The following is a 26310-nucleotide window of genomic DNA, read 5'->3' as shown; positions in this document are numbered from 1 at the left end:
CGCCCGGGTCAGGACCCGATCTCCTGGTAGGCCGCGAAGAGGAGGCTCTGATCGGGGCCCTGGATGACCGTCGGCTTGCCGATCCCGTCGAGGACGATGAATCGGAGCATGCCCGCACGGGCCTTCTTGTCGCGCTGCATCGTCGCGAGGAGGGTGTTCCAGCGACCCAGCGGGTAGCTCACGGGCAGGGTCAGGGACTCGAGGATGCGGCGGTGACGGTCGACGGCGTCGTCGGACAGCCGGCCGGTCAATCGGGCGAGCTCGGCGGCGAAGACCATGCCGACCGAGACGGCGGCGCCGTGACGCCACTGGTAGCGCTCGGCGTGCTCGACCGCGTGCCCCAGCGTGTGACCGTAGTTCAGGATCTCGCGGAGACCCTGCTCGGTGAGATCCTCTCCGACGACCCGCGCCTTGAGGGCGATCGACAGCTCGACCACCCGCCGGAACTCCGGCGTCGACGGGTCGGTCGCGCGGTCGACGTCGGCCTCGACGATGTCGAGGATCTCGGGTTCGGCGATGAACCCCGCCTTCACGATCTCGGCGAAACCGGCGAGGATCTCGTTCTTCGACAGGGTGTCGAGCATGTCGAGGTCCGCCAGGACGGCGATCGGCGGGTGGAACGCGCCGACGAGGTTCTTCCCCTCCGCCGTGTTGATGCCCGTCTTGCCGCCGACGCTCGCGTCGACCATCCCCAGCACGCTCGTCGGCACCTGGACGAGAGCGACGCCGCGCAGCCAGGTCGCGGCGACGAAGCCGGCGAGATCGGTGATCGCGCCGCCGCCGAGCCCGAGGACGACGTCCGTCCGGGTGAAGTCCGCCTGGCCGAGCACCTGCCAGCAGAAGGCGGCCACCTCGACGCGCTTCGCGTCTTCCGCATCGGGCACCTCGGCGATGAGCGCCTCGTAGCCCGCCTCGACCAGCGTCTCGCGGACCTCGTTGGCCTTCCGACCGAGGGTCGGCGCGTGCACGATCAGCACCTTCTTCGCCTGCGGCGGGAGGAGCCGTGGCAGACCGGCCACGAGGCCCCGCCCGACGAGCACGTCGTACGGCGCGTCGCCGCCGACCCGGATGGTGGTGGTGGTGGTGGGCTGCGGATCGGTCACGGGTTTCCTCTTTCGGGGTCGAGCCAGGTCACGATGTCGTCGACGACCCTCGAGACCGGGCGGTGGGACGTGTCGACGACCACGGACGCGAGGTCGCGGTACAGGGGCTCGCGCTCGGCCGCGATGAGCCGCCAGGCGTCCATGCCGCCTCGGCTGAGCAGCGGACGGTGGCTGCCCGACAGGCGGGACTCGACGGCGGATTCGCTCACGGAGAGCATCACGACCGGGAGATCCGCCAGGGAGGCGCGGGTCGACAGGTCGAGGACGGCTCCCCCGCCGAGCGACACGACCCCGTCGGACGCCAGCAACTCGGAGACGACCTCGCGCTCCTTCGCTCTGAAGGCGGACTCGCCCTCGGCGTCGAAGATGTCGGCGATGGCACCGTGACGCTGCACGACGACCCGGTCGCTGTCGGCGAACCCGGCGCCGAGTCGGCGGGCGAGCTTCTTGCCGATGCTCGTCTTGCCAGCACCCATCGGGCCGATCAGCACGACAGGACGGCGCCTCACAGGCCGGCGGACTCGGGCTGCTCGGGGGCGGACCCGGTGCGGAGGTTCTCGGGGATGGCGTCGAGGTAGCCCCGGAGGTTGCGGGCGGTCTCGCCCAGCGAGTCGCCGCCGAACTTCTCGAGCACCGAGTTGGCGAGCACGAGCGCGACCATCGACTCGGCGACCACGCCTGCCGCGGGGACTGCGCAGACGTCGGAGCGCTGGTGGTGCGCCTTGGACTCCTCGCCGCTCGTCACGTCGATCGTGGCGAGAGCACGCGGCACGGTCGCGATGGGCTTCATGCCGGCGCGGACCCGGAGCACCGTTCCCGTGCTCATGCCGCCCTCGGTGCCGCCTGCACGGTCGGTGTCTCGCGAGATGACTCCGCCGGAGCGGTGCAGCTCGTCGTGCGCGACCGACCCGCGCCTCCTGGTGGTCTCGAAGCCGTCGCCCACCTCGACTCCCTTGATGGCCTGGATGCCCATCAGGGCGGCGGCGAGCTGGGAGTCGAGACGGCGGTCCCAGTGGACGTGCGAGCCGAGACCAGGAGGGACGCCGTAGGCGAGCACCTCGACGACGCCGCCGAGGGTGTCGCCGTCGCGCTTGGCGGACTCGACCTCGTCGACCATGGCCGCGCTCGTCGCCTCGTCGAAGCAGCGCAGGGGGTCGTCGTCGAGACGGTCGAGGTCGGACGGCAGCGGCAGCGGTGAGCCGTCGGGCACGCGGACCGGCCCGATCGAGAGGGTGTGGCTGACGAGTTCGATGCCGAGTTCGGACAGGAACGAGCGGGCGACGGCGCCGAGGGCCACTCGCGCGGCCGTCTCGCGGGCGCTGGCGCGCTCGAGGATCGGTCGGGCCTCGTCGAAGTCGTACTTCTGCATGCCGACGAGATCGGCGTGGCCTGGACGCGGCCGCGTCAGGGGCGCACTGCGCCCGCGCGACGCGTCGCCGATCTCGACCGGCTCGGGGTTCATCACCTCGACCCACTTGGGCCACTCGGTGTTGCCGACGCGCAACGCCACCGGGCCGCCCATCGTGAGGCCGTGACGGACGCCGCCGGAGATGTGCAGCTCGTCCTGTTCGAACTTCATGCGCGAGCCGCGGCCGTAGCCGAGACGTCGACGGGCCAGATCGGCCTTGATCGCGCTCGACGAGACGGGCACCCCCGCGGGGAGGCCCTCGAGGACGGCGATGAGCTCGGGGCCGTGAGATTCCCCTGCGGTCAACCAACGAAGCATGGGAGCAATCCTCCCACAGCACGAGAGCGCCCCCGGTCCGTCGACCGGGGGCGCTCCGAGACACGTCGTGCCGCTACTGGTACTCGGGGTGCTCGCGCATCCACGCCTGCCACTGCGCGACGGCGACCTCGTGCTCGGCGAACGTGGTCGAGAACGTCGTCTCGCCCGAGTCGAGGTTGACCGTGACGAAGTAGCGCCAAGGGCCGTCGGCGGGCTTGACCGCCGCGTCGAGGGCCAGATCGCCCGGGTTCGAGATCGGGCCGACCGGCAGCCCCTCGTGCACGTAGGTGTTGTAGAGGTTCGAGGCGTCGCCGCGCTCTTCGTCGGTGGTGGTGACGAGATGCGTGTTGCCGGTGCCGTAGGCGACCGTCGCGTCGGACTGCAGCAGCATGCCGTCGTCGAGGCGGTTGAGGAACACCCGCGAGACCTTGGGGTAGTCGGCGGCGAGCCCCGCCTCCCGCTGCACGATGGAGGCGAGTGTGATGACACGCTGGTAATCGGCGGGCTGAACGCCCAGAGCCGTCAATCGCGCCACCTGGGTGTCGACCATCAGCTGCAGGTAGCCGTGAGCGTCGAGCGCGGGATCCAGATCGTAGGTCGCGGGGAACAGATAACCCTCGAGCGAGGTCACACCGGCGGGCAGACCGAACGACGCCACGTCGCCGGCCGCTGCCGTCACCTGGTCGAGCGGGATCTCGGTCGCCTCGGACAGCAGGCTGTAGATGTCCACCGCCGCGGTGCCCTCGGGGATCACCAGGCGGTTGACGATCCGGTTGGCGTCGTCCTGGAGGGCGTCGATGGCGGCCTGCGCGCTCATCTCCTTCTGCAGCGAGTAGGTGCCGGGCTGGAAGGTCACCGTCGTATCGGCCAGCAGGATCGAGTAGGCGGCCTCGTAGCTCTTCGTGACCCCGCTGTCGGCGAGGGAGGCGGCGATGTCCGAGCCGACCTGGCCGTCCACGATCGCGAAGTCGACCTCCTCGCCGTTGCCGGCGCCCGTGTAGTCGGCGGGCGCGTCGTCGCCGGTGATGCGCGCGACGATCGGAGAGATGGCGTTCCAAGCCGCGAACACACCCGCCGTGCCGCCGGCGAGGACGATGACGAGGATCGAGACGAGGATGATCGTGCCGCGATGCCGACCGCGCTCTCGCGGCTCGGAGCCGCGACGATCCCGGGGCGTGCGCTCGCGGGGCGTCCGCTCGCGACGCGACTGTTCGGCGGGACGACGTGGCTCGGACGCCTGCGCCGACTCGATCGACTCGTCGGCTGCCGCGGACCCGCCGGCATCGCCCGCGGGTGAGGCCTCGGCGGCCGAGGCCTGGCGCTCCTGCTCGCGCTGCGCCCGCCGCGAGCCCGGAGCGGGCGGTGAGCTGGGCGTCGCCGGCCGATCGTGGTCGTCACCGGATGGGGAGCCGTCGGTCGGCCGCTCGGCCCCGTCTCGTCGGGGGGGATCGGCGGGAGTGGGCTGCGACGTGAAGATGTCGTCCCATCGGGGGTCGTCGGCCACGAGTCAACGTCCTTCGTCGGTGTCGGGTTCGGTCCCGGCGCCCTCATCGGAGCCGGGGGCGTCGACGAGCTGACCGGGCGGTCTCCCGCTCGATCGCTCGAGATCGAGCGCATGCTGGACGATGATAACAGCGGCGACTTGATCGATCACGGATCGTTGTGTGCGCCCCTTGCGCCCGGAGGAACGAAGTGCGCTCTGTGCACTGACGGTCGAGAGACGCTCGTCGACGAGACGGACCGGCAGATCGGACGCTGCGGCGAGGGCTCCGGCGAAGAGCCGAGCATCGGCGGTCGACGCGGTGTCGCGCCCGGCGAGCGACAACGGCAGTCCGACCACGATCTCCACCGCGTCGAGCTCCGCCGCGTGCTTCATGATCGCCTCGACGTCCGCCGTGCCCGAGGAGGCGCGGGGCACCGTCTCGACGGGCGTCGCGATCATCCCGTGCGGATCGGTCCGTGCGACGCCGATGCGGGCCTTGCCCACATCGACGCCCAGTCGGACTCCGTGACGCACGTCGGCCGCTCAGCCGCGGAGCGCGTCGACGATGCCCGACAGCGCCCGAGGGATCGCCGACACGTCGGAGCCGCCCCCCTGGGCGAGGTCGTCCTTGCCGCCGCCGCCTCCGCCGAGGACGGTCGCGGCGCCCTTGGCGAGCACGCCCGCCTTGGCTCCCGATCGGCGAGCCGGCTCGCTGGTGGCGACGATGACCGCGGGCTTGCCGGCCACATCGGCGGCGAGGGCCACGACGGAGCTCGACTGCGACCCGAGACGCTCTCGGACCGACGTCACGAGAGAGCGCAGTTCGTCGGTCGACCGGAGCGAGCCGACGGAGTCGGCCACGACCGTGAAGTCGCCGACGTCGGTCGCGGACTCCGCCAGGGCCGGGATCTTCGTCGCCAGCTGAGCGCGCTCGAACTCGGCGATGCGCTTCTCGGCCGACTTGAGACTGGAGACCAGGTCGCCGACGCGGTCGGCGAGCTGCTCCCGCGGCGCCCGGAGCGAGGAGGTGAGCTGGGACACGATGGCCCGCTCCGCGGCGAATTCACGGAACGCGTCGAGACCGACCAGCGACTCGACCCGGCGGTTCGTGGAGCCGACGGAGGTCTCGCTGACGAGGTTGATCAGACCCACCTGGGCGCTGGTGGCGACGTGGGTACCGGCGCAGAGCTCGCGCGACCAGGGCCCACCGATGTCGACCATGCGGACCGTCTCGCCGTACTTCTCGCCGAACAGCGCCATCGCTCCGAGCGATCGCGCCTCGTCGAGCGGGAGCTCGCGGGTGACGACCTGCAGGTCGTCGCGGATGGCGCCGTTCGCCACCTCCTCGATCTCGCTGCGCGTCGCCGGGCTCAGGGCCTGGTTCCAGTTGAAGTCGAGGCGCATGTAACCGGCCTTGTTGTACGAACCGGCCTGGTGCGCCTCCGGCCCGAGGACCTCGCGGAGCGCCGCGTGGATGAGGTGCGTGGCGGAGTGGGCCTGGGTGGCTCCTCGCCGGTAGACCGGGTCGACGACGCTGGTGGCCGCATCGCCGACGCCGACCTCGCCCGAGCGGACCTGCACGCGGTGGCTGATCAGACCCTTGACCGGCTTCTGCACGTCGAGCACCTCGAGGTCGAAGCCCGCACCCACGATCGTCCCGGCGTCGGCCTCCTGTCCACCGGACTCGGCGTAGAGGGAGGTCTCGGCGAGGATGACCTCGGCGATGTCGCCTGCGACGGCCCGGTCGACGGAGGCCCCGTCGACGATGAGCCCCAGCACGCGCGTCGGCGTGTCGAGCATGTCGTAGCCCGTGAAGACGGTCTCGCCGCCGGCCCGGAAGGCGCTGTAGACGCTGAGGTCGGCCAGAGCCACCTTGCGGGACTTCGCATCCGCCTTGGCCCGTGCCCGCTGCTCGGACATGAGCGAATCGAAGGCCGCACGGTCGACCGTCAGGCCGTTCTCCTCGGCGATCTCGAGGGTCAGGTCGATCGGGAACCCGAACGTGTCGTGCAGCAGGAACGCCGTGTCGCCGGCGAGGCGCGGGGTCTTCTCGGAGCTGGCCGCGCGGGTGTCGACGACCGCGTCGTCGAGGATCGCCGTACCGGCGGCGAGGGTGCGGAGGAAGGTCTCCTCTTCGGCGTAGGCGAGGCGCGAGATGCGGCCGAAGTCGCTTTCCACCTCGGGGTACGCCGACTTCATCGCGTCACGGGATTCGGGGAACAGCTGGGGGAAGGTCGCGCCCTCGACGCCCAGGAGCCGCATCGAGCGGACGGTGCGACGAAGAAGGCGGCGGAGGATGTAGCCCCGCCCCTCGTTCGACGGTCGGACTCCGTCGGACATCAGCATCAAGGAGCTGCGGACGTGGTCGGCGATGACCCTCATGCGGACGTCGTCCTCGTGCACGGCGCCGTAGCGACGGCCCGACAGCTCGGCGGCCTTGTCGAGCACCGGGCGGACCTGGTCGATCTCGTACATGTTGTCGACGCCCTGCTTGAGGAACGCGACCCGTTCGAGACCCATCCCGGTGTCGATGTTCTTGTTCGGCAGTTCGCGCACGATGTCGAAGTCGACCTTCGAGCGGACGTTCTCGATCTGGTACTGCATGAACACGAGGTTCCAGATCTCGACGTAACGGTCGTCGTCGGTGGCGGGACCGCCGTCGGCGCCGTAGGCCGGGCCGCGGTCGAAGAAGATCTCCGAGCAGGGGCCCGCCGGCCCGGGCTGACCCGTGTGCCAGTAGTTCGTGTCTTTGCCGAGGCGCTGGATCTTCTCGTCGGGCAGACCGGCGATCTTCTTCCAGAGGGCGATGGCCTCGTCGTCCTCCTCGTACACGGTGACCCACAGGTCGGCCGGGTCGAAGGCCAGTCCGCCGTCGGCCTCGCTCGAGGTGAGGAGCTCCCAGGCGTAGCCGATGGCGTCCTCCTTGAAGTAGTCGCCGAACGAGAAGTTGCCGTTCATCTGGAAGAACGTGCCGTGACGCGGCGTCTTGCCGACCTCTTCGATGTCGTTGGTGCGGATGCACTTCTGGACGCTCGTGGCCCGGGGGTACGGCGTCGGCACGAGACCCGTGAGATACGGGATGAAGGGGACCATGCCCGCCACGGTGAACAGCAGGCTCGGGTCGTCGCTGACGAGGGAGGCGGAGGGGACGACGGTGTGGCCCCGGTCTCCGAAGTAGTCGAGCCAACGGCGGCGGATCTCGGCGGTCTGCATGGTTCTCCGGTGTGGGGTGATCGGTGTGACGGGGGCGTCGAGGAGGCGCGGGTCGAGTGGGTGGATCAGCTCTCGCCGTCGGAGCGCAGCTCGGCGTCGCGGGCGCGGTAGCCGTCGACGAGTGCTGCGCGGAAATTCGTGAGGCTGCCGTCGAGCTCGCCGAACAGTCGGCTGCCGCGAGGCGTCTTGTTGTATAGATGCGCCAGAGTGAAGCCGGCGACGACGCCGATGGTCAGCAGGAACAGGCTCTTCACGGGGACTCCTCACGACGGTCGTGCGGACGACGCACGGGACGACACACGAGCTTACCCGTCGCGCAGGAGGAGACCGCCGACGACGAAGGGAGCGCGCCACGGTTCGTGGCGCGCTCCCTCAGGGTGCTGTCGTGACGGGTGTCAGCGGGCGGCGTAGTACTCGACGACCAGCTGGACCTCGCAGGTCACGGGGACCTCGACGCGCTTCGGGCGACGCACGAGGCGGGCCTGCAGCTTGTCGATCTCGACCTCGAGGTAACCCGGGACCTTGGGCAGGACGTCGACGTGACCGCCGGCGGCTGCGACCTGGAAGGGCTCCATCTTCTCGCTCTTCGGCGCGACGTGGATCATCTGACCCGGCTTGACGCGGAACGAGGGACGGTCGACGAGCTTGCCGTCGACGAGGATGTGACGGTGCACGACCATCTGGCGAGCCTGAGCCGTGGTGCGGGCGAAGCCCGAACGCACGATGAGCGCGTCGAGACGCGTCTCGAGCAGCTCGACCAGGTTCTCACCGGTCAGACCGGCGGACTTGCGGGCCTCGTTGAAGACGATCTTCAGCTGCGCCTCGCGGATGCCGTACTGGGCACGCAGACGCTGCTTCTCACGCAGACGGACGGCGTAGTCGCTGTCGGTCTTGCGCTTGGTGCGGCCGTGCTCACCGGGAGCGTAAGGACGCTTCTCGAGGTAGCGGGCGGCCTTCGGGGTCAGCGCGATGCCGAGGGCACGCGACAGACGGGTCTTGCTACGGGTACGTGACTTGGTCGACACGGTTCTTCTCTCTGATCGTGTGAAAGCTGACGGCCGAGGATGCTCGGGCGCAGGAAGCGCCGTTCCGACCAGGACCTCGTGAGAGGACACCGGGTCGGGTCGAGTACTCGACGAAACACGAGGGATGGTGCCACGGGAACCGATCGGCTAAAGACCAGGACCCTTGATCGAATGTCGTCACTGCAGCCGTGCGTGACAGACCGATACCAGGCAGCGATCAGCTTAACACGGGCGGGTCATTCTCCGCGAATGATGCGGCGCAGTTTCTCTAGGCGTGTCGTGACGGCGTTCTCGTTGCCGTGACCGGTCGGATCGTAGTAGACGGTGCCGACCAGCTCGTCGGGCAGGTACTGCTGCTTGACGACGCCGAGTTCGGAGTCGTGCGAGTACCGGTACCCCTTACCGTGCCCGAGTCGTCTGGCCCCCGGGTAGTGGGCGTCTCGGAGGTGCTTGGGCACACGCCCCGCCCGGCCGGCCCGGACGTCGGCTATGGCGGCGTCCAGGGCGCTGTACGACCGGTTCGACTTGGGCGCGGTGGCCAGGTAGACGACGGCCTCGGCCATCGGGATGCGGCCCTCGGGCATGCCGATCATCTGGACCGCCGTCGCCGCCGACACCGCCACGGTGAGGGCGTTCGGGTCGGCCATCCCGATGTCCTCACCCGCGGAGACGATGATGCGTCGGCAGATGAAGCGCGGATCCTCGCCGGCCTCGATCATGCGCGCCAGGTAATGCAGGGCGGCGTCCACGTCGGAGCCGCGGATCGACTTGATGAAGGCGCTGATCACGTCGTAGTGCTCGTCGCCGTTGCGGTCGTAGCGCAGCAGCGCACGGTCGACGGACTGGGCGACGGTGTCCGCCGTGATCACCGGTCGGGTGTCGTCGGGGTCGTCGTCGTAGTCGGCGTCGGGATCGAAGTCGGCCCCCGGGTCCGCACCGGCGGCCTCGGTCGCGCCGGGAGCCTCGAGACTCGAGGCGGCCGCCGACTGGGCGGACGCCTCGAGGGCCGTCAGCGCTCGTCGTGCGTCACCCGATGCGAGTCGGACGATCGTCGCGAGGGCCTCGTCGTCGAGGATGACGGTGTCCGCCAGACCGCGAGGGTCGTGCACGGCGCGTCGCACGAGATCGCCGAGGTCGTCGTCGCTCAGCTGCTCGAGGGTGAGGAGCAGCGATCGCGACAGCAGCGGTGTGATGACCGAGAACGAGGGGTTCTCCGTGGTCGCGGCGATGAGGATCACCCAGCCGTTCTCGACGCCGGGGAGGAGGGCGTCCTGCTGGGCCTTGGTGAACCGATGGATCTCGTCGAGGAACAGCACGGTCGTCGTGCCGTACAGGTCGCGATTGGTGAGGGCCTTCTCCATCACCTGGCGGACGTCCTTCACGCCGGCCGTCACCGCGGAGAGTTCGATGAACTGCCGACCGGAGGTGTGCGCGATGGCCTGGGCGAGAGTCGTCTTGCCCGTGCCGGGCGGCCCCCACAGGATGACCGAGACGGCGCCCTGCTCTCCGGTCGCGTCGGAGGCCAGCGTCACGAGGGGCGAGCCCGGCCGGAGCAGATGCCGTTGACCGGCGACCTCGTCGAGGCTGGTGGGACGCATGCGGACCGCGAGTGGGGTCGAGCTCTGCGGGAGCGGGCTCATGGGCACTCATGCTAGACCGGGCCGCCGACAGCGACGCCCGGCACGGCTCCGATACAGTGCGGGGCGACCATCGACACGGCATGGAGGACACGTGGCAGCGAACAAGGACGACCGCGAGAACCGCGAGAGGCTCCGGCGCTACACGGCTCGGAAGAGCATCCACGCCGGGCAGGTCGCCCGTCGCCGTCGGGACGACATCCGCGCATCCCTCATCGCCCTCGTCGTCGTCTCCGCCGCAGTCGTCTCGCAGTTGCTCTACACGACCTCGGGGCCCGGTGCCGTCGACGATCCGCCCGCCGCCACGGCGACTCCGACGCCGACCGCCACCTCGACCGGGGACGTGCCCAGCTCGGACATCGCGGAGGATCGCGTCTGGACCGGCGATCTCGTGCTGAACGACGACGTCCCGCTGGCGATCAGCCTCGACGGCGCACGGGCCCCGCAGGCGACGTCGGTGCTGGTCGACCTCATCCAGCAGGGCTTCTACGACGGCACCGCGTGTCACCGCCTGAGCGACGCCCCGTCGGCGGAGTTCCTCCAGTGCGGCTCGGCGAACGGCGACGGGACGGGTGACGCCGGTTTCACCTTCGGACCGCTCGAGAACGTCCCCGCCGACGGCGTCTACCCGGCGGGCACCATCGCCATGGCCCGGGGCGAGGACCCGAACTCGCAGTCGACCCAGTTCTTCATCACCTACGGCGAGACGACATTGGACGCCTCGACGGGCGGATACACGGTGGTCGGTTCCGTCACGGACGGTCTCGACGACCTCGTCTCCTCGATCGCCGCCGAGGGCGTCCGACCGGTCGCCGAGGGTCAGGAGTCGACGGACGGCTCCCCCGTCGTCGCGACCACGATCACGTCGGCGACCATCGAATAGACCACGGTCGTCGACGGTGCAATAGGCTGGAGTCCCATCATCGAGACCCGTCCTGGGCTCCGTGACGAGCACATCCAGCAAGGGACAACAGTGGCTACTGACGATCAGGCACCCTGGGGCCGCGTCGACGACGACGGCACCGTCTACGTCCGGGAGGCAGAAGGCGAACGCGCCGTCGGCCAGTACCCCGATGCGACCGCCGCCGAGGCGCTCGCCTACTACGAACGCAAGTACACCGAGTTGAACGGGCAGGTCACCCTGCTCGAGCAGCGGGTGGCCCGTGGCGCCTCGGCGTCCGACGTCGGCAAGACCGTCAAGCAGCTGAAGGCGCTCCTCGTCGAGCCGAGCGCCGTGGGCGACCTCGAGGCGCTCCGCACTCGCGTGACGGCTCTCGACAGTACGGTCGGCGAGCTCACTCAGAAGCAGAGCGCGGAGGCCCAGGAGGCTCTGGCCGAGGCGGTCGCCGTTCGCACCGCCCTGGTCGTCGAGGCCGAGACGCTCGCCGCACAGGACCCCGCCCGGGTGCAGTGGAAGCAGGTCACGGCGACGATCGACGAGATCTTCGCGAGATGGCAGAAGCACCAGCAGGACGGCCCGCGGATCCCCAAGGGCGAGGGCAACGACCTCTGGAAGCGCTTCCGCACGGCCCGGTCGACCATCGACCAGAACCGCAAGTCGTTCTACGCCGAGCTGGACGCGACGCACCGTGAGGCGCGACAGCGCAAGCAGGCTCTCGTCGAGGCCGCCGACGCGCTGGCCGGCAAGGGCGCCGACGGCATCCCCGAGTACCGTCACCTGCTCGACGACTGGAAGCGCGCCGGTCGCGCGGGCAAGAAGTACGACGATGCGCTCTGGGCTCGCTTCAAGCGGGCCGGCGACGTCCTGTACGCCGCGAAGGGCGAGGTCGTCGCTCAAGACAACGTCGAGTACGAGGGCAATCTCGCGGCGAAGCTCGCGCTCCTCGACGAGGCCGAGAAGATCCTCACGGTCACCGAGCGGGTCGCCGCCCGCGAGGCGCTCACCTCGATCCAGCTCCGCTGGGACGAGATCGGCCGGGTTCCGCGCGAGCAGGTCCGTGTCGTCGAAGACCGACTCCGCAAGGTCGAATCGCATGTCCGCACCCTCGACGAGGAGTTCTGGCAGAAGAACAACCCCGAGCGCAAGGCGCGGTCCGAGGGTCTGGCGAGCCAGCTCCAGGACGCGATCTCGAAGCTCGAGGAGGAGCTCGCCACGGCCGAGGCCAGCGGGGACTCGCGCAAGGTGAAAGACGCGCGCGAGGCTCTCGACGCGCGCAAGGTCTGGCTCGACGCCCTCGGCTCCTGACCTCTCCACCACCGCCCGCACCGCCCGGCTTTCTCTCCACAAGGAGGGGCCGGGCGGTTCGTCGTGCGGGCGATGGTCGGGCAGGCTGGCAGCATGCCACCACCCCTTCCCCGCCTCCTGACGACGGCTCAGCTGCCCGAGGTCGAACTGCGCGCTGCCGCCCTGGACGGCGAGTTGTACGCCGTCGGGGACGGCTGGGCCGAGATCGCGACCGTCGACGCTCCCTGGATCCGCGCCTCCTCGGTCGTCGGGCTGTTCGGACGGCAGGTGATCGCCGCTGGGGAGACCGCCGCATGGATCTGGATGGCTGCGGTGTCCCCACCGTGGAGGCATGACGGCATCGTGCCCCCGGATGCTCGGCACCGCGACACGAGCGGACGCGTCTCGATCCGTGAGATGACCATCGATCGAGACGAGATCGCCGAGGTCGCGGGATTGCGCGTCACCGCACCGGCGCGCACGGCACTCGACCTCGCCCGAGCCTCCGTCTGGACGCCGTCCGACGAGAGACGCGTCGGCGACCTCTGCCGGCTGTACGGGGTCACGTGGGTGCAGGTCGCGCGTCTCATCGATCGACGCGCACGACTCCCCCACCGGCAGCGCGCCGAGGCCCGGCTGCGGTCCCTCCTCGACCCGCTCGGGGCCTGATCGGTCAGCCGGCGCTGACCCGATACACGTCGTAGACGGCGTCGATGCGGCGCACGGCGTTCAGCACCCGGTCGAGGTGGGTCGTGTCACCCATCTCGAAGACGAAGCGGCTGAGGGCGAGGCGCTCGTCGGATGTCGAGACGCTCGCCGACAGGATGTTCACGTGGTGCTCGCTGAGCACCCGGGTGACGTCGCTGAGGAGGCCGCTCCGATCGAGGGCCTCGATCTGGATCTGGACGAGGAACACGCTCTTCGACGACGGCGCCCACTCGACCTCGATCATCCGCTCGGGTTCGTTCATCAGACTCTGGACGTTGTGGCACGTCGCCTGATGCACGCTGACGCCCTGCCCACGTGTCACGAAACCGACGATCTGGTCTCCCGGCACCGGCGTGCAGCATTTGGCGAGCTTGACGAGGATGTCAGGAGCGCCCCGGACGAGCACCCCCGAGTCGCTGTTGCGGAGGGGACGCGTGGCGCCCTTGCTCGGGAACTCGAACTCGCCCTCCTCGACCTCGGTCTGCTGCTGGACGGCCGACAGGATCTTCTCGATGACGGACTGGGTCGACAGGTGACCCTCGCCGACGGCCGCGTAGAGACTCGACACGTCGTCGTAGCGGAGCAGAGCGGCGACCTCGGCGATGCTGTCCTGGTTCATCAGCTTCTGCAGCGGCAGGTTCTGCTTGCGCATGGCCCGGGCGATGGCGTCCTTGCCCTGCTCGATCGCCTCGTCGCGGCGTTCTTTGGTGAACCACTGCCGGATCTTGTTGCGGGCGCGGGGGCTCTTGACGAACATGAGCCAGTCCTGGCTCGGCCCCGAGTCGGGGTTCTTCGAGGTGAACACCTCGACGACGTCACCGCTGGACAGCGCGCTCTCGAGGGGGACGAGCCGTCCGTTGACCTTCGCTCCCATCGTGCGGTGACCGACCTCGGTGTGCACGGCGTAGGCGAAGTCGACCGGCGTCGCGCCGGACGGCAGACCGATGACCTTGCCCTGGGGCGTGAAGACGTAGACCTCCTTCGCACCGATCTCGAAGCGGAGGCTGTCGAGGAACTCCCCCGGGTCGGCCGTCTCGGCCTGCCAGTCGGAGATGTGCGCGAGCCAGGCCATGTCGGTGTCGGTCCGGGTGCCGGTGGCGGACTCGTCGCGCCCGCCGTTCATCCGCTGCTTGTACTTCCAGTGGGCGGCGACGCCGAACTCGGCGCGCTGATGCATCTCGTGCGTGCGGATCTGGATCTCGACCGGACGCCCCTTGGGGCCGATGACGGTGGTGTGCAGCGACTGGTAGAGATTGAACTTTGGTGTCGCGATGTAGTCCTTGAAACGACCGGGGATCGGGTTCCATCTGGCGTGGATGGACCCCAGCACGGCGTAGCAGTCACGCAGCGAGTTGACCAGCACTCGGATGCCGACGAGGTCGTAGATCTCGTCGAACTCGCGGCCTCTCACGATCATCTTCTGGTAGATCGAGTAGTACTGCTTCGGACGCCCGACCACGTCGCCGCGGATCTTCGTCGACTTCAGATCGGATTTGACGGCGTTGATGACGTTCTGGACGAACTGCTCACGCTGGGGTGTGCGCTGCTTCACGAGGTTGTCGATCTCGACATAGAGCTTGGGGTGGAGCACGGCGAACGAGAGGTCTTCCAGCTCCCACTTGATGGTCTGGATCCCGAGGCGATGGGCCAGCGGCGCGTAGATCTCGAGCGTCTCGGTGGCCTTGCGCGTCGCGGAGGCGCTCTCGACGAAGCCCCAGGTACGGGCGTTGTGCAGACGGTCGGCGAGCTTGATCACCAGCACGCGGATGTCCTTCGACATCGCCACGACCATCTTGCGGACCGTCTCGGCCTGCGCGCTGTCGCCGTACTTCAGCTTGTCGAGCTTCGTGACGCCGTCGACGAGCATCGTGATCTCGTCACCGAAGTCGTTCTGGAGCATCGCCAGCGTGTAATCGGTGTCTTCGACGGTGTCGTGGAGCAGGGCTGCCGCGATGGTCTTCGAGCCGATGCCGAGATCGGCGAGGATCTGCGCCACCGCGACGGGGTGGGTGATGTACGGCTCGCCGCTCTTGCGCAGCTGGCCGCGGTGGGCCTTCTCTGCCACCGAGTAGGCCCGCTCGATGATGACCAGGTCGGCCTTGGGGTGGTGCATCCGCACCGTCTTGACGAGGCGGTCGACGGCGCCCGCGGGCTGACTGCGCGAGAAGAGACGCGGGAGGAGGGTACGGAGCGACGCCGTGCCTCCGGCGGGCTCGGACGAGGGCGCACTCTGACTGGTGGTGATCTCGGTCACGGACGACCCTCGCTCTCGTGGTCACGGACGCCGATGCGGACGGCCCGCGATGTGCAAGGGGTCCGACAGGGCAACGCTACTCGCTCTGGTTCAGTCGACCGACGCCGGGGCGCCGTTCTCGGAGGTGAGGTCTCCGTCGGCATCTCGCCACGCGAGCATTCCGCCCTCGACGTTGACCGCGTCGATGCCGGCACGCCGCAGTGCCGCCGTCGCCCGGAGTGAGCGCATGCCCGCGTGGCAGACCACGAGCACCTGCTGATCGGCGGGTACGTCGTCGAGACGATCGCCGAGTTCGGAGAGCGGGACGAGCCGCGCCTCGGGGGCGTGCCCGGCGTCCCATTCGGACTGCTCGCGGACGTCGATCAAGGGCGTGCCCGCTCGTGCTCGCTCGATGGCCTCGGCGGCACTGACCCCGGGGAGGTCGTCGACGGGGCTCACGGTGCCTCCACCAGGGTCGCGTCGGAGGCTTCGACCTTGCGGGCGTCTCGCTTGGCGATCTCCGGCTCGCGGATCCGCAGGGTGGCGTACAGAGGCGACGCGATGAAGATCGTCGAGTACGTGCCCACCAGGATGCCGATGAACAGGGCCAACGAGATGTCGCGCAGCGTGCCGGCACCGAGGACGAATGCACCGATGAACAGGATCGCCGCGACCGGGAGAAGGGCCACGACCGAGGTGTTGATCGACCGGACGAGCGTCTGGTTGACGGCCAGGTTGATCGACTGACCGAACGTGCGCCGCGAACCCTCGCCGTCTTCGGAGGTGTTCTCCCGGATCTTGTCGAACACCACGACGGTGTCGTACAGCGAGTAGCCCAGGATGGTCAGGAAGCCGATGACGGCGGCCGGAGTGACCTCGAAGCCGACGATGCCGTAGATGCCCGCGGTCAGCACGAGGTCGTGCAGCAGGGCGGTCATCGCGGCGAGGGACATCTTCCAGGTGCGGAAGTAGAGCGTCATGCCGATGGCGGCGAGGATCAGGAAGATCACCAGGCCCTTGATCGCCTGCCCCGTGATGTCCGCGCCCCACGACGCGCCGATGAACGACGAGGTCACGCGGTCGTCGGGGACGTCGTACGCCGTCGCCAGCGCCGCGGCGAGGTCGTTGGTCTGGGCCGCCTCGAGCTGGGAGGTCTGGACACGGATCGTGTCGGTGCCGACCTGCGTCACCCGGGGGTTGGAGTTCGGGACGACCTCGTCGACCGTCTCGGCGGCGATGTCCTGATCGAGTTCGGCGGGCTGGGCGATCTGGAACTCGGAGCCGCCGGTGAACTCGATGCCGAAGTGGAATCCGCCGCGGAGGAACGGGACGGTGACGGAGATGAGGATCATCAGCGCGGCGATCCAGTACCAGGTCTTGCGTCGACCGACGATGTCGAACGATCGCGAGCCGGTGTAGAGGTCGTTACCGAACTTCGAGAAGCTGGCCATCAGGAGTTGGTCCCTTCGTCGCCGGACGCGTTGTCGCCCGGACGGGTGTTCTTCTCGGCGGCTTTCCGCTCGGCGATGGTCTGGCGGATGACGGCCTCACGACCGCCCGCCTTCTTCCGACCACGGGCCACGACGGGTTCGCGGAACTGCGCCCTGCCCCGGTAGACGGCACCCAGCGCTCTCGGGTTGAGGCCGCTGAACGAGTGCCCCTCGCCGAAGAACCGCGTGCGGGCGATGAGCTGCAGCATCGGATGCGTGAAGAGCGACACCACGATCAGGTCGATCACCGTCGTGATGCCGAGAGTCAGGGCGAAGCCCTTGACGTTGCCGACGGCGAGGATGAAGAGGGTGATGGCCGCGAGGAAGTTGACCGTGTCGGAGGCGATGATCGTGCGGATCGCGCGCTTCCAGCCGGACTCGACGGCGTTCTCGAGGATCCGCCCGTCGCGCAGCTCGTCTCGGATCCGCTCGAAGTAGACGATGAAGGAGTCCGCGGTGATGCCGATGGCGACGATCAGCCCCGTCACCCCCGCGAGCGACAGGCGGTACCCCTCGCGCCACGACAGGATCGCGATCACGAGGTAGGTGAGCACGGCGGCGATGATCAGCGACAGCACGGTCACGAACGCCAGCGCCCGGTACTGGATCAGCGAGTAGATCACCACGAGGATGAGGCCGATCAGACCGGCGATGAGCCCGCTGACCAGCTGGGTCTGCCCCAGCGTCGCGGTGATCGTCTCGTTGCTCTGGACGGAGAAGCTGAGCGGCAGAGCGCCGAACTTCAGCTGGTCTGCGAGTGCCTTCGAGCTGTCTTGCGTGAACTGGCCGGTGATCTGCGCGCGACCGTCGGTGATGGCGGCGTTGGCGGACGGAGCCGTGATCACCTGGTTGTCGAGGGTGACCGCGAACTGGTTCTGCGGGGCCTGGAGGGTGACGAGTCGCGACGTGACGTCGGCGAACTGGTCGGTGCCCTGACCGTCGAACTCGAGGTTGACGGCCCAGGTGTTGGTCGAGTTGCCCTGCGCGTCGGTGGCCAGCCCGTTCGTGGCGTCGCTGATGTCGCTGCCCGCCACCTCGACGGGGCCGAGGATGTACTTGGCCGTGCCGTCGGTCGAGCAGGTCACGAGGGGCTCGTCGTCGGGCGCCGTCGCGAGGTCGTTGTCGGCCGCGCAGTTGTAGTTCTCGTAGACGTCTGCGAGCTGGGGTGTGATCCACGCGAGGTCGGAGCCGTTGGTCGGCGACGCCGTCGGTGTGCTCTCGAGGTCGGGGTTCGGCGTGTAGGGCGCGGTGGTCGAGCCGGCGCTCGGACTGGCGCTCGCGCCGTCGGCCTCGCCGCCCACCTCGGCGCTGGACGCCGCCCCGGTGAACAGGACCGGGCGGAAGGACAGCTTGGCCGAGGCCTCGATGCGCTCGAGAGTCGCGTTGTCGGGTCGACCGGGGATCGAGACGACGATGTTCTGGCTGCCCTGCTTGGTGATCTCCGACTCGGAGACGCCCGCGGAGTCGATGCGCTGACGGATGATCGTCACCGCCTGGTCGAGCTGCTGACTCGACACCGTCTCGCCGTTCTGCAGCTGGGCGGCCAGCGTGATCTGCGTGCCACCCTGCAGATCGAGCGCCAGCTCGGGGACCCAGCTCGCGCCGTTCCACCAGCCGTCTCGACCGGAGTCGTTCAGCACGGTCGCCGTGCCGTTCAGGGCCGTCAACCCGGCGATGATGACCAGGAGCCAGGTCAGCGAGCGGATGGCTTTCTTCACCGGCGTCGAACGTGCCACGGAGGAACTCAGCTTTCTCATGGGAACGCGCGCCCGGTCGGAGCGCGCGCGTGTCGGGCCCGGTCGTCAGGACACGACCGGGCGGACGGATCAGGCAGTGGGCTTGTCGGAGTCTTTCGACGGGGTCGTGTCGATGCGCGGCTCGTCGGCACGCTCGCCGTATGCGGGCGACTCGTCGAGGGAGCCCGTGGAGGTCGAGTCGATCACGGGGCGGTCGAGGGCGTCGTCGCCGTCGGTCTCGCTGCTCGTCTCGACGACGACGGGCTCGACGACGCGGCCCAGGGTCTGACGGTGCACCTTGACGATCGTGCCGGGTGCGACCTCGACCTCGGCGACGTTGGTCTCGTCGTCGATCGAGACGACCGTGCCGTAGAGCCCGAACGTGAGCATGACCTCGACGCCGGGGACCATCTTGCGCTGGAGGTCGGCCTGCTGGTTGTCCCGCTTCTTCTTGTTGCGGAACATGAAGAAGACGAGGACCACCAGGAGGAGGACCATGATCAGGGTTGTGGCGTCCATGCGGAACTGCCTTTCGAAGCTCGTGGGGTGTGGGCGTCGGCGACCCGGTTAGCTCTGTGCGCCGACCGACCTGGTGGAATTATAGATCATCGGCGAAGAGGCCCCCTGAGTCGCGGGCGAGGCCGAAGTGCCGCCAGGCCTCCGGCGTCGCGATCCGGCCCCTCGGGGTCCGCGTGACGAGACCCGCCCGGACGAGGAACGGCTCGACCACCGACTCGATGGTGTCGGCCTCCTCGCCGACGGAGACCGCGAGGGTGTTCAGCCCGACGGGACCTCCGCCGAAGCGCTTCAGGATCGTCGACAGCACCTCGCGGTCGAGTCGGTCGAGACCCAGGTCGTCGACGTCGTAGAGAGCCAGAGCCTCGCGCACCGTCGCGAGGTCGGCGGGTCGCTCGTGCACGAGCGCGTAGTCGCGGACCCGTCGGAGGAGGCGGTTGGCGATTCGAGGGGTGCCTCGGCAGCGGCCGGCGATCTCGGCCAGAGCCCGGGCGTCGACGTCGACGCCGAGCAGCGACGCGGCCCGGCGCAGCACCTCGGTGAGCTCGGCCTCGTCGTAGAACTCGAGATGGGCCGTGAAACCGAAGCGGTCGCGGAGGGGATTCGGGAGCATGCCGCTCCGGGTGGTCGCCCCGACGAGGGTGAACGGCGACAGCTCGAGGGGGATGCTCGTGGCCCCTGCTCCCTTGCCGACCATGATGTCGATCCGGTAATCCTCCATGGCGAGGTAGAGCATCTCCTCCGCCGAACGGGCCATGCGATGGATCTCGTCGATGAAGAGCACCTCGCCCGGGACGAGCGCCGACAGGATGGCGGCGAGGTCTCCGGCGTGCTGGATGGCCGGACCGGACGACATGCGGAGCGGTCGGGAGCTCTCGTGGGCGACGATCATCGCGAGCGTCGTCTTGCCGAGACCGGGCGGGCCGGCCAGGAGGATGTGGTCCGGAGACCGGTTCTGCATCTCGGCCGCTCGGAGGAGCAGCTGCAGCTGTCCTCTGACCTTCGTCTGGCCGACGAACTCGGCGAGAGACGACGGGCGGAGGGCCCCCTCGAAGGCGAGCTCCGTCTCGGACTCGATGGTCGGTCGGGTGACGTCGTCGTCGCTCATGCGCGCGACGCCGGGGACTTCTGCGGACCCAGTCGACCGAGCGCCGCACGCAGCAGCTGCGGCACGGCGAGCCCGGAGTCCTGACCGGTCTCGGTCACGACGGCGTCGATGGCCGCCTGAGCCTCGCGCTCGGCCCAGCCGAGACCGACGAGGGCCACGAGCACATCGGACGCCGTGGTCGAGGCCGCGGTGACGCTCGGGGCGGACGGCGCGACGTCGAGCTTGCCTGCCAGCGAGAGCACGATGAGCTTCGCGGTCTTGGGGCCGATGCCGGAGACCCGACGGAACGCGGCGTCGTCCTCGTCGAGGACGGCCTGCGCGATCTGGTTCGGGGTGAGGGTCGCGAGGACACCCTGGGCGGACTTGGGGCCGACGCCCGTCACGCCACGCAGGAGGTCGAACACCTCGAGCTCTTCCAGCTCGAGGAATCCGAACAGCGAGAGATCGTCTTCTCGGACGATGAGCGTGGTGAAGAGGCGCGCCGTGTCGCCGGGGTGGACGGTCAGAGCGACCTGAGGGGTGACACCCACCCGGAGGCCCACTCCCCCGACCTCGACGACGACGGACGCCCCGGAAGCAGACAGGACGGTGCCGCGGACACTCGAGATCATGCGCCCAGCCTAGGAGTTCGCAGGGTCTTCTCGGCGTCCCGCCACGCCCGTTGCGCGGGAGTGAGCGTGCTGGCGCCGGCGGGCGCGGTCGCAGTGCCGCCCGCCCCGCCGCCCAAACCGTCGCGACGCCAGGCATGGCAGATGGCCAGAGCCAGGGCGTCGGCTGCATCGGCGGGCTTCGGCGCCTCGGTCAACCCCAGGAGGCGCGCGACCATCGCCCCCACCTGGGCCTTGTCGGCCGAACCGTAGCCCGTCACCGCAGCCTTCACCTCGGAAGGGGTGTGGAGCGCGACCGGGATCGAGCGCTCGGCGGCAGCCCGGAGAGCCAGGCCGCTGACCTGAGCGGTGCCCATCACCGTGCGCAGGTTGTTCTGCGCGAAGACGCGCTCGATCGCCATCGCGTCGGGCCGGTGCTCGTCGACGAGCGCTTCGATGCCCCGGCCGATGGTCAGCAGTCGCTGCTCGAGGGGAGAGTCGGCAGCCGATCGGATGACGTGCACCGCCACCAGGGAAGGCCGCCGGGTCGCCGACACCTCGATCACACCCACGCCGCACCGGGTGAGCCCCGGGTCGATGCCGAGCACCCGGAGCGTCACCGGGGGCTGCTACTCGTCGTCGTCGTCGAGCGCCGACTGGACGTCGGCGGGGACATCGTGGTTCGCGTAGACGTTCTGGACGTCGTCGTCGTCGTCGAGGGCGTCGATGAGCCGGAAGACCTTGCGTGCCGTCTCGAGGTCGACCTCGATCTTGAGACCGGGGACGAACTCGATGTCGGCCGAGTCGTAGTCGATGCCGGCCTCTTGCAATGCGGAGCGGGCCGGCACGAGATCGGAGGCCTCCGTGACGATCTCGAAGCCCTCGCCGCGGTCCGTGACCTCTTCGGCGCCGGCGTCGAGGACCGCCGTCAGCACGTCGTCCTCGGTGAGGTCGCCGTTCTTCATGACCGCGATGACGCCCTTGCGGCTGAAGTTGTAGGCGACGCTGCCCGGGTCGGCCATCGTCCCGCCGTTGCGGGACATCACGGTCCGCACGTTCGCCGCCGCGCGGTTCTTGTTGTCGGTGAGGCATTCGATCAGGAGGGCGACGCCGTTCGGGCCGTAGCCCTCGTACATGATCGTCTGGTAGTCGACGCTCTCACCGCTGAGACCGGCACCGCGCTTGATCGCCCTGTCGATGTTGTCGTTCGGGACGGAGGTCTTCTTCGCCTTCTGAACGGCGTCGACCAGCGTCGGGTTGCCCGACATGTCGGCCCCGCCCTGCTTGGCTGCGACCTCGATGTTCTTGATGAGCTTGGCGAACGACTTGGCACGGCGGCTGTCGATGACGGCCTTCTTGTGCTTGGTCGTTGCCCACTTGGAATGCCCGGACACGGTGCTCCTTCAACTGCTGGCGGAAATCGGGACGAGTCTACCGCGATGCCCGGGCACGGGCCTTGTCGAGGAAGTACGCGTGGAACCGGTAGTCGTCGGTCACCTCGGGGTGGAACGAGGTGCCGAGCAGGTTGCCCTGCTCGACGGCGACGACACGGCCGTCGTCGAGGACGCCGATCGCCGTGGCCAGCGGCCCGACCTCGGTCACCACCGGGGCCCGGATGAAGACGGCGTGCACGGGCGGCGCCCCGATGACGGGGACAACGACATCGGTCTCGAAGGAGTCGGTCTGACTTCCGAACGCGTTGCGCCGGACGGCGACGTCGAGACCGCCGAGGCTCTTCTGCCCGGCGATGCCGTCCACGATGCGGTCGGAGAGCATGATGAGCCCGGCGCAGGTGCCGTACACCGGCAGGCCGTCATCGATCGCGGCGCGGAGAGGGCCGGCGAGATCGAACAGGCGGGTCAGTTTATCCATCACGCCCGACTCGCCCCCGGGAATCACGAGACCGTCGACGGATGCCAGCTCGGATGCCCGGCGAACCGGCACCGCTTCTGCGCCGAGTGACGTCAGGACGCCGATGTGCTCACGGAAATCGCCCTGGAGCGCCAGGACACCGACGCGAGGTGACCGCCGACCCACCTGCGTGCTGTTACCAGCCACGCTCGGCGAGACGGTGGGGCGCCGGCAGGTCGGGCACGTTGATGCCGACCATGGCCTCGCCCAGACCGCGCGACGCGTCGGCCACGACCTGCGGGTCGTCGAAGAAGGTGGTCGCCTTGACGATGGCCCGGGCACGCTCGGCCGGGTTGCCCGACTTGAAGATGCCGGAGCCCACGAAGACGCCGTCGGCGCCGAGCTGCATCATCAGCGCGGCGTCGGCGGGCGTCGCGACCCCGCCCGCGGTGAAGAGAACGACCGGCAGCTTGCCCGTCTCGGCGATCTCCTTGACGAGCTCGTAGGGGGCCTGGAGCTCTTTCGCGGCGACGTAGAGCTCGTCGGTCTTGAGGCCCTGCAGCTGCGCGATCTCCTTCGAGATGGTGCGGATGTGCTTGGTGGCCTCGGAGACGTCGCCCGTGCCGGCCTCGCCCTTGGAGCGGATCATGGCCGCACCCTCGGTGATGCGGCGGAGCGCCTCGCCGAGATTGGTCGCTCCGCACACGAACGGCACGGTGAAGTTCCACTTGTCGATGTGGTTGACGTAGTCGGCGGGGCTCAGCACCTCGGACTCGTCGATGTAGTCGACGCCGAGGGTCTGCAGGATCTGCGCCTCGACGAAGTGGCCGATGCGGGCCTTGGCCATGACGGGGATCGAGACGGCTGCGACGATCTCGTCGATCATGTCGGGGTCGCTCATCCGCGCCACGCCGCCCTGCGAGCGGATGTCGGCGGGGACGCGCTCGAGGGCCATGACGGCGACGGCCCCCGCGTCTTCGGCGATCTTGGCCTGCTCGACGTTGACGACGTCCATGATGACGCCGCCCTTGAGCATCTCGGCGAGACCGCGCTTGACGCGGTCCGAACCGGTTGTGGCGGACGAGGTGGAGGCGGGGGTCGTGTCGCTCATGATGCCTTCCATTCTAGGGCTGTTCAGGACTGTCGGGTCGTCGACGGGTCCGACGCCCGATCGGTCGCGGGCCATGCCTCGGCGACGGCGGCGCGGACGTCGCCCAGAAGTCGGGTGACAGCCTTGGTCTCGGCGATGATCGGGAAGAAGTTCGAGTCGCCGCCGTACCGCGGCACGATGTGCTGGTGGAGGTGCTCGGCGATGCCCGCTCCCCCGACCTGGCCCTGGTTCATCCCGATGTTGAACCCCTGGGCACGCGATACGACGGTGAGCACCCGCATCGCGATCTGCGTGAGGGCGGCGATCTCGGTCACCTCGTCGACGGTCGCCAGGTCGTAGGTCGCGACGTGGCGATACGGGCACACCAGGAGGTGCCCCGGGTTGTAGGGGAAGAGGTTGAGCACGACGTACGCGTGCTCACCCCGCGCGACGATGAGCGCGTCGTCGTCGGACTTCGACGGCGCCTCGCAGAACGGGCAGTCGTCGTCGTGCGCGCCCTGCCCCTGCCCGACGTAGACCGCACGGTGCGGGGTCCACAGACGTTGGAAGGCGTCGGGAACGGCGGCGAAGTCGCCCGAGGCCTCGGTGGCCGCGGGATCGGACACGGTCAGACCTGGGCCTTGGTCTGGATCGCCGTGAGGATCTTCGCGATCGCGTCGTCGATCGGGACGCCGTTCTCCTGCGTTCCGTCGCGGTAACGGAAGCTCACGGCGCCCGCGGCGCGGTCCTCTTCTCCGGCGATCAGCTGGTACGGCACCTTGGACTTCGTGTGCGTGCGGATCTTCTTCGGGAACCGGTCGTCGCCGTGGTCGACCCGGGCGCGGACGCCCTCGGCTCGGAGACGCGCGACCACGCCGTCGAGGTACTCGCCGTACTCGTCGGCCACGGGCACGGCGACGACCTGCTCGGGCGAGAGCCAGACGGGGAACGCACCGGCGTAGTGCTCGGTCAGCACACCGAAGAAGCGCTCGATCGTGCCGAAGAGGGCGCGGTGGATCATGACCGGGCGCTGGCGCGTGCCGTCCGCCGCCGCGTACTCGAGGTCGAAGCGCTCGGGCAGGTTGAAGTCGAGCTGGACGGTCGACATCTGCCAGGTGCGCCCGATGGCGTCGCGCGCCTGGACGGAGATCTTGGGCCCGTAGAACGCGGCCCCGCCGGGGTCGGGCACGAGGTCGAGACCGGACTCCTCCGCGACCTCGCGGAGGGTCGCCGTCGCGGTCTCCCAGATGTCGTCGTCGCCGACGTACTTCTCCGGGTCTTTGGTCGAGAGCTCGAGGTAGAAGTCGGTCAGGCCGTAGTCGCGGAGCAGCGAGAGCACGAAGTTCAGCGTGCCGGTCAGCTCGTCTTTCATCTTGTCGCGGGTCGTGAAGATGTGCGCGTCGTCCTGGGTCATGCCCCGGACCCTGGTCAGCCCGTGGATGACGCCGGACTTCTCGTTGCGGTACACCGTGCCGAACTCGAACAGGCGGAGCGGCAGATCGCGGTACGACCGGGGCTGCGACCGGTAGGCGAGGATGTGCATCGGGCAGTTCATGGGCTTGAGGTAGTAGTCGGCGCCCTGACGGGTGATCTCGCCCTCGTCGTTCCGGGCCTCGTCGAGCTTCATGGCCGGGAACATGCCGTCCTTGTACCAGCCGAGGTGACCCGAGGTCTCGAACAGGCTCGCCTTGGTGATGTGCGGCGTGTACACGAAGTCGTAGCCGGCCGCCTCGTGACGCCGCCGGGAGTAGTCCTCCATCTCGCGACGGATGATGCCGCCCTTGGGGTGGAAGATCGCGAGACCGGAGCCGATCTCGTCGGGGAAGGAGAACAGATCGAGCTCGACGCCGAGCTTGCGGTGGTCGCGCTTCGCGGCCTCCTCGAGTCGCGACTGGTAGGCGCGCAGCTCGTCTTTGGTGGGCCAGGCGGTGCCGTAGATGCGCTGCAGCTGCGGGTTCTTCTCGGAGCCCCGCCAGTAGGCCGCCGCCACCCGCATCAGCTTCGTGGCATTGCCGAGGAGGCGCGTGCTCGGCAGGTGGGGACCACGGCAGAGGTCGTACCAGATCACGTCGCCGGTCTTGGGGTCGACGTTGTCGTAGACGGTGAGCTCGGCGCCACCGACCTCGACGGACTCGCCGTCGTCGCCGATCTCGTCGCTCGACCCGCCCTTGAGGCCGATCAGCTCGAGCTTGTACGGCTCGGCCGCCAGCAGCTCGCGGGCCTCGGCGTCGGTGACGACCCGGCGACGGAAGCGCTGGCCCTGCTTGATGATGCGCTCCATCCCCTTCTCGATCGCCTTGAGGTCGTCGGGGGTGAAGGGCTCGGCCACGTCGAAGTCGTAGTAGAAGCCGTCGGTGACGGGCGGCCCGATGCCGAGCTTGGCCGCGGGGTTGATCGCCTGGACGGCCTGCGCCATGACGTGCGCGGCCGAGTGCCGGAGGATGGCGAGACCGTCGGGCGACCCGATCAGGACCGGCTCGGCGACGTCGCCCGCGTCGAGCTCGGTCGCCAGATCGCGCAGCTCGCCGCCGACCCGCAGCGCCACCACCGACCGGTCCGTGAAGATCTCGAACCCCGTCGTCGTCTCGGACACCTCGACGGGCTGCAGGTCGGTCGAGG

General features: G+C 69.2%; 25 protein-coding genes. 3 read left to right on the top strand and 22 right to left on the bottom strand.

Features of this window, described 5'->3' with window-relative positions:
• Positions 1-8 precede the first annotated feature (8 nt).
• The 9 genes from aroB to SOM11_RS03150 form a co-directional block, all read right to left on the bottom strand.
• Positions 9-1103 carry a 3-dehydroquinate synthase gene (aroB, locus tag SOM11_RS03190; RefSeq protein ID WP_320477174.1) on the bottom strand — a complete coding sequence of 365 codons (1095 nt, stop codon included), beginning with the start codon at positions 1101-1103 and terminating at the stop codon, positions 9-11.
• Complete coding sequence (locus SOM11_RS03185; protein ID WP_320477173.1) at positions 1100-1612, bottom strand: shikimate kinase; 513 nt, start codon at positions 1610-1612, stop codon at positions 1100-1102. Before SOM11_RS03185 ends, aroB begins: the two co-directional genes overlap by 4 nt.
• Positions 1609-2829, bottom strand: a complete 1221-nt coding sequence (gene aroC / locus SOM11_RS03180; RefSeq protein ID WP_192060310.1) for a chorismate synthase — start codon at positions 2827-2829, stop codon at positions 1609-1611. The genes SOM11_RS03185 and aroC overlap by 4 nt, the downstream gene beginning before the upstream one ends.
• A gap of 73 nt (positions 2830-2902) precedes the next feature.
• Positions 2903-4333, bottom strand: a complete 1431-nt coding sequence (gene mltG, locus SOM11_RS03175) for an endolytic transglycosylase MltG (RefSeq protein WP_192060309.1) — start codon at positions 4331-4333, stop codon at positions 2903-2905.
• Positions 4334-4336: 3 nt separating this feature from the next.
• On the bottom strand, positions 4337-4846 hold the full coding sequence (gene ruvX, locus SOM11_RS03170; protein ID WP_192060308.1) for a Holliday junction resolvase RuvX: 510 nt from the start codon (positions 4844-4846) through the stop codon (positions 4337-4339).
• A 9-nt stretch (positions 4847-4855) separates the two neighbouring features.
• Positions 4856-7525 (bottom strand): alanine--tRNA ligase, encoded by a 2670-nt coding sequence (alaS, locus tag SOM11_RS03165; protein ID WP_320477172.1) that lies wholly within the window; start codon positions 7523-7525, stop codon positions 4856-4858.
• A 65-nt stretch (positions 7526-7590) separates the two neighbouring features.
• Positions 7591-7779, bottom strand: coding sequence for a hypothetical protein (locus SOM11_RS03160; RefSeq protein ID WP_192060306.1), 189 nt, complete (start codon positions 7777-7779; stop codon positions 7591-7593).
• A 141-nt stretch (positions 7780-7920) separates the two neighbouring features.
• Positions 7921-8550, bottom strand: coding sequence for a 30S ribosomal protein S4 (gene rpsD / locus SOM11_RS03155; protein WP_192060305.1), 630 nt, complete (start codon positions 8548-8550; stop codon positions 7921-7923).
• Between the two features lie 236 nt (positions 8551-8786).
• Positions 8787-10190, bottom strand: coding sequence for a replication-associated recombination protein A (locus tag SOM11_RS03150; protein WP_192060304.1), 1404 nt, complete (start codon positions 10188-10190; stop codon positions 8787-8789).
• Positions 10191-10281: 91 nt separating this feature from the next.
• Between SOM11_RS03150 and SOM11_RS03145 the strand changes: the two genes are divergently transcribed.
• The 3 genes from SOM11_RS03145 (at position 10282) to SOM11_RS03135 (ending at position 13041) form a co-directional block, all read left to right on the top strand.
• Complete coding sequence (locus SOM11_RS03145) at positions 10282-11070, top strand: peptidylprolyl isomerase (RefSeq protein ID WP_320477171.1); 789 nt, start codon at positions 10282-10284, stop codon at positions 11068-11070.
• Between the two features lie 90 nt (positions 11071-11160).
• Positions 11161-12393 carry a DUF349 domain-containing protein gene (locus SOM11_RS03140; protein ID WP_243213366.1) on the top strand — a complete coding sequence of 411 codons (1233 nt, stop codon included), beginning with the start codon at positions 11161-11163 and terminating at the stop codon, positions 12391-12393.
• Between the two features lie 93 nt (positions 12394-12486).
• Positions 12487-13041, top strand: coding sequence for a type IV toxin-antitoxin system AbiEi family antitoxin (locus SOM11_RS03135; RefSeq protein WP_320477170.1), 555 nt, complete (start codon positions 12487-12489; stop codon positions 13039-13041).
• A gap of 4 nt (positions 13042-13045) precedes the next feature.
• Here SOM11_RS03135 and SOM11_RS03130 read toward each other — a convergent pair whose 3' ends face one another.
• From SOM11_RS03130 to thrS, 13 genes are all read right to left on the bottom strand, one after another.
• Positions 13046-15334 (bottom strand): RelA/SpoT family protein, encoded by a 2289-nt coding sequence (locus tag SOM11_RS03130; protein WP_371740722.1) that lies wholly within the window; start codon positions 15332-15334, stop codon positions 13046-13048.
• Positions 15335-15424: 90 nt separating this feature from the next.
• Entirely contained in the window at positions 15425-15772 is a 348-nt protein-coding gene (locus SOM11_RS03125) for a rhodanese-like domain-containing protein (RefSeq protein WP_192060300.1), read from the bottom strand.
• Positions 15769-16764, bottom strand: a complete 996-nt coding sequence (gene secF / locus SOM11_RS03120; RefSeq protein WP_320477169.1) for a protein translocase subunit SecF — start codon at positions 16762-16764, stop codon at positions 15769-15771. Before secF ends, SOM11_RS03125 begins: the two co-directional genes overlap by 4 nt.
• Positions 16764-18539: a protein translocase subunit SecD gene (gene secD / locus SOM11_RS03115; RefSeq protein ID WP_243213361.1), complete on the bottom strand. Its 1776-nt coding sequence runs from the start codon at positions 18537-18539 to the stop codon at positions 16764-16766. The genes secF and secD overlap by 1 nt, the downstream gene beginning before the upstream one ends.
• A 90-nt stretch (positions 18540-18629) precedes the next feature.
• On the bottom strand, positions 18630-19058 hold the full coding sequence (gene yajC, locus SOM11_RS03110; protein ID WP_243213359.1) for a preprotein translocase subunit YajC: 429 nt from the start codon (positions 19056-19058) through the stop codon (positions 18630-18632).
• 79 nt (positions 19059-19137) lie between these two features.
• Positions 19138-20163, bottom strand: coding sequence for a Holliday junction branch migration DNA helicase RuvB (gene ruvB, locus SOM11_RS03105; protein ID WP_192060296.1), 1026 nt, complete (start codon positions 20161-20163; stop codon positions 19138-19140).
• Complete coding sequence (ruvA, locus tag SOM11_RS03100) at positions 20160-20774, bottom strand: Holliday junction branch migration protein RuvA (RefSeq protein WP_192060295.1); 615 nt, start codon at positions 20772-20774, stop codon at positions 20160-20162. Before ruvA ends, ruvB begins: the two co-directional genes overlap by 4 nt.
• Positions 20771-21370, bottom strand: coding sequence for a crossover junction endodeoxyribonuclease RuvC (gene ruvC / locus SOM11_RS03095; RefSeq protein ID WP_192060294.1), 600 nt, complete (start codon positions 21368-21370; stop codon positions 20771-20773). The genes ruvA and ruvC overlap by 4 nt, the downstream gene beginning before the upstream one ends.
• Positions 21371-21379: 9 nt before the next feature.
• Positions 21380-22144, bottom strand: a complete 765-nt coding sequence (locus tag SOM11_RS03090) for a YebC/PmpR family DNA-binding transcriptional regulator (RefSeq protein ID WP_192060293.1) — start codon at positions 22142-22144, stop codon at positions 21380-21382.
• Between the two features lie 37 nt (positions 22145-22181).
• Complete coding sequence (gene pdxT / locus SOM11_RS03085; RefSeq protein ID WP_320478938.1) at positions 22182-22808, bottom strand: pyridoxal 5'-phosphate synthase glutaminase subunit PdxT; 627 nt, start codon at positions 22806-22808, stop codon at positions 22182-22184.
• On the bottom strand, positions 22798-23712 hold the full coding sequence (gene pdxS, locus SOM11_RS03080) for a pyridoxal 5'-phosphate synthase lyase subunit PdxS (protein WP_192060292.1): 915 nt from the start codon (positions 23710-23712) through the stop codon (positions 22798-22800). Before pdxS ends, pdxT begins: the two co-directional genes overlap by 11 nt.
• A gap of 23 nt (positions 23713-23735) precedes the next feature.
• Positions 23736-24317, bottom strand: a complete 582-nt coding sequence (locus SOM11_RS03075) for an HIT domain-containing protein (protein WP_320477168.1) — start codon at positions 24315-24317, stop codon at positions 23736-23738.
• Positions 24318-24319: 2 nt separating this feature from the next.
• On the bottom strand, positions 24320-26284 hold the full coding sequence (thrS, locus tag SOM11_RS03070; protein ID WP_414655445.1) for a threonine--tRNA ligase: 1965 nt from the start codon (positions 26282-26284) through the stop codon (positions 24320-24322).
• Positions 26285-26310 lie beyond the last annotated feature (26 nt).

The organism is Frigoribacterium sp. CFBP9029, from assembly GCF_034045305.1.
Taxonomy (GTDB): Bacteria; Actinomycetota; Actinomycetes; order Actinomycetales; family Microbacteriaceae; genus Frigoribacterium.
This window is presented reverse-complemented; position numbering and strand designations above follow the sequence as displayed.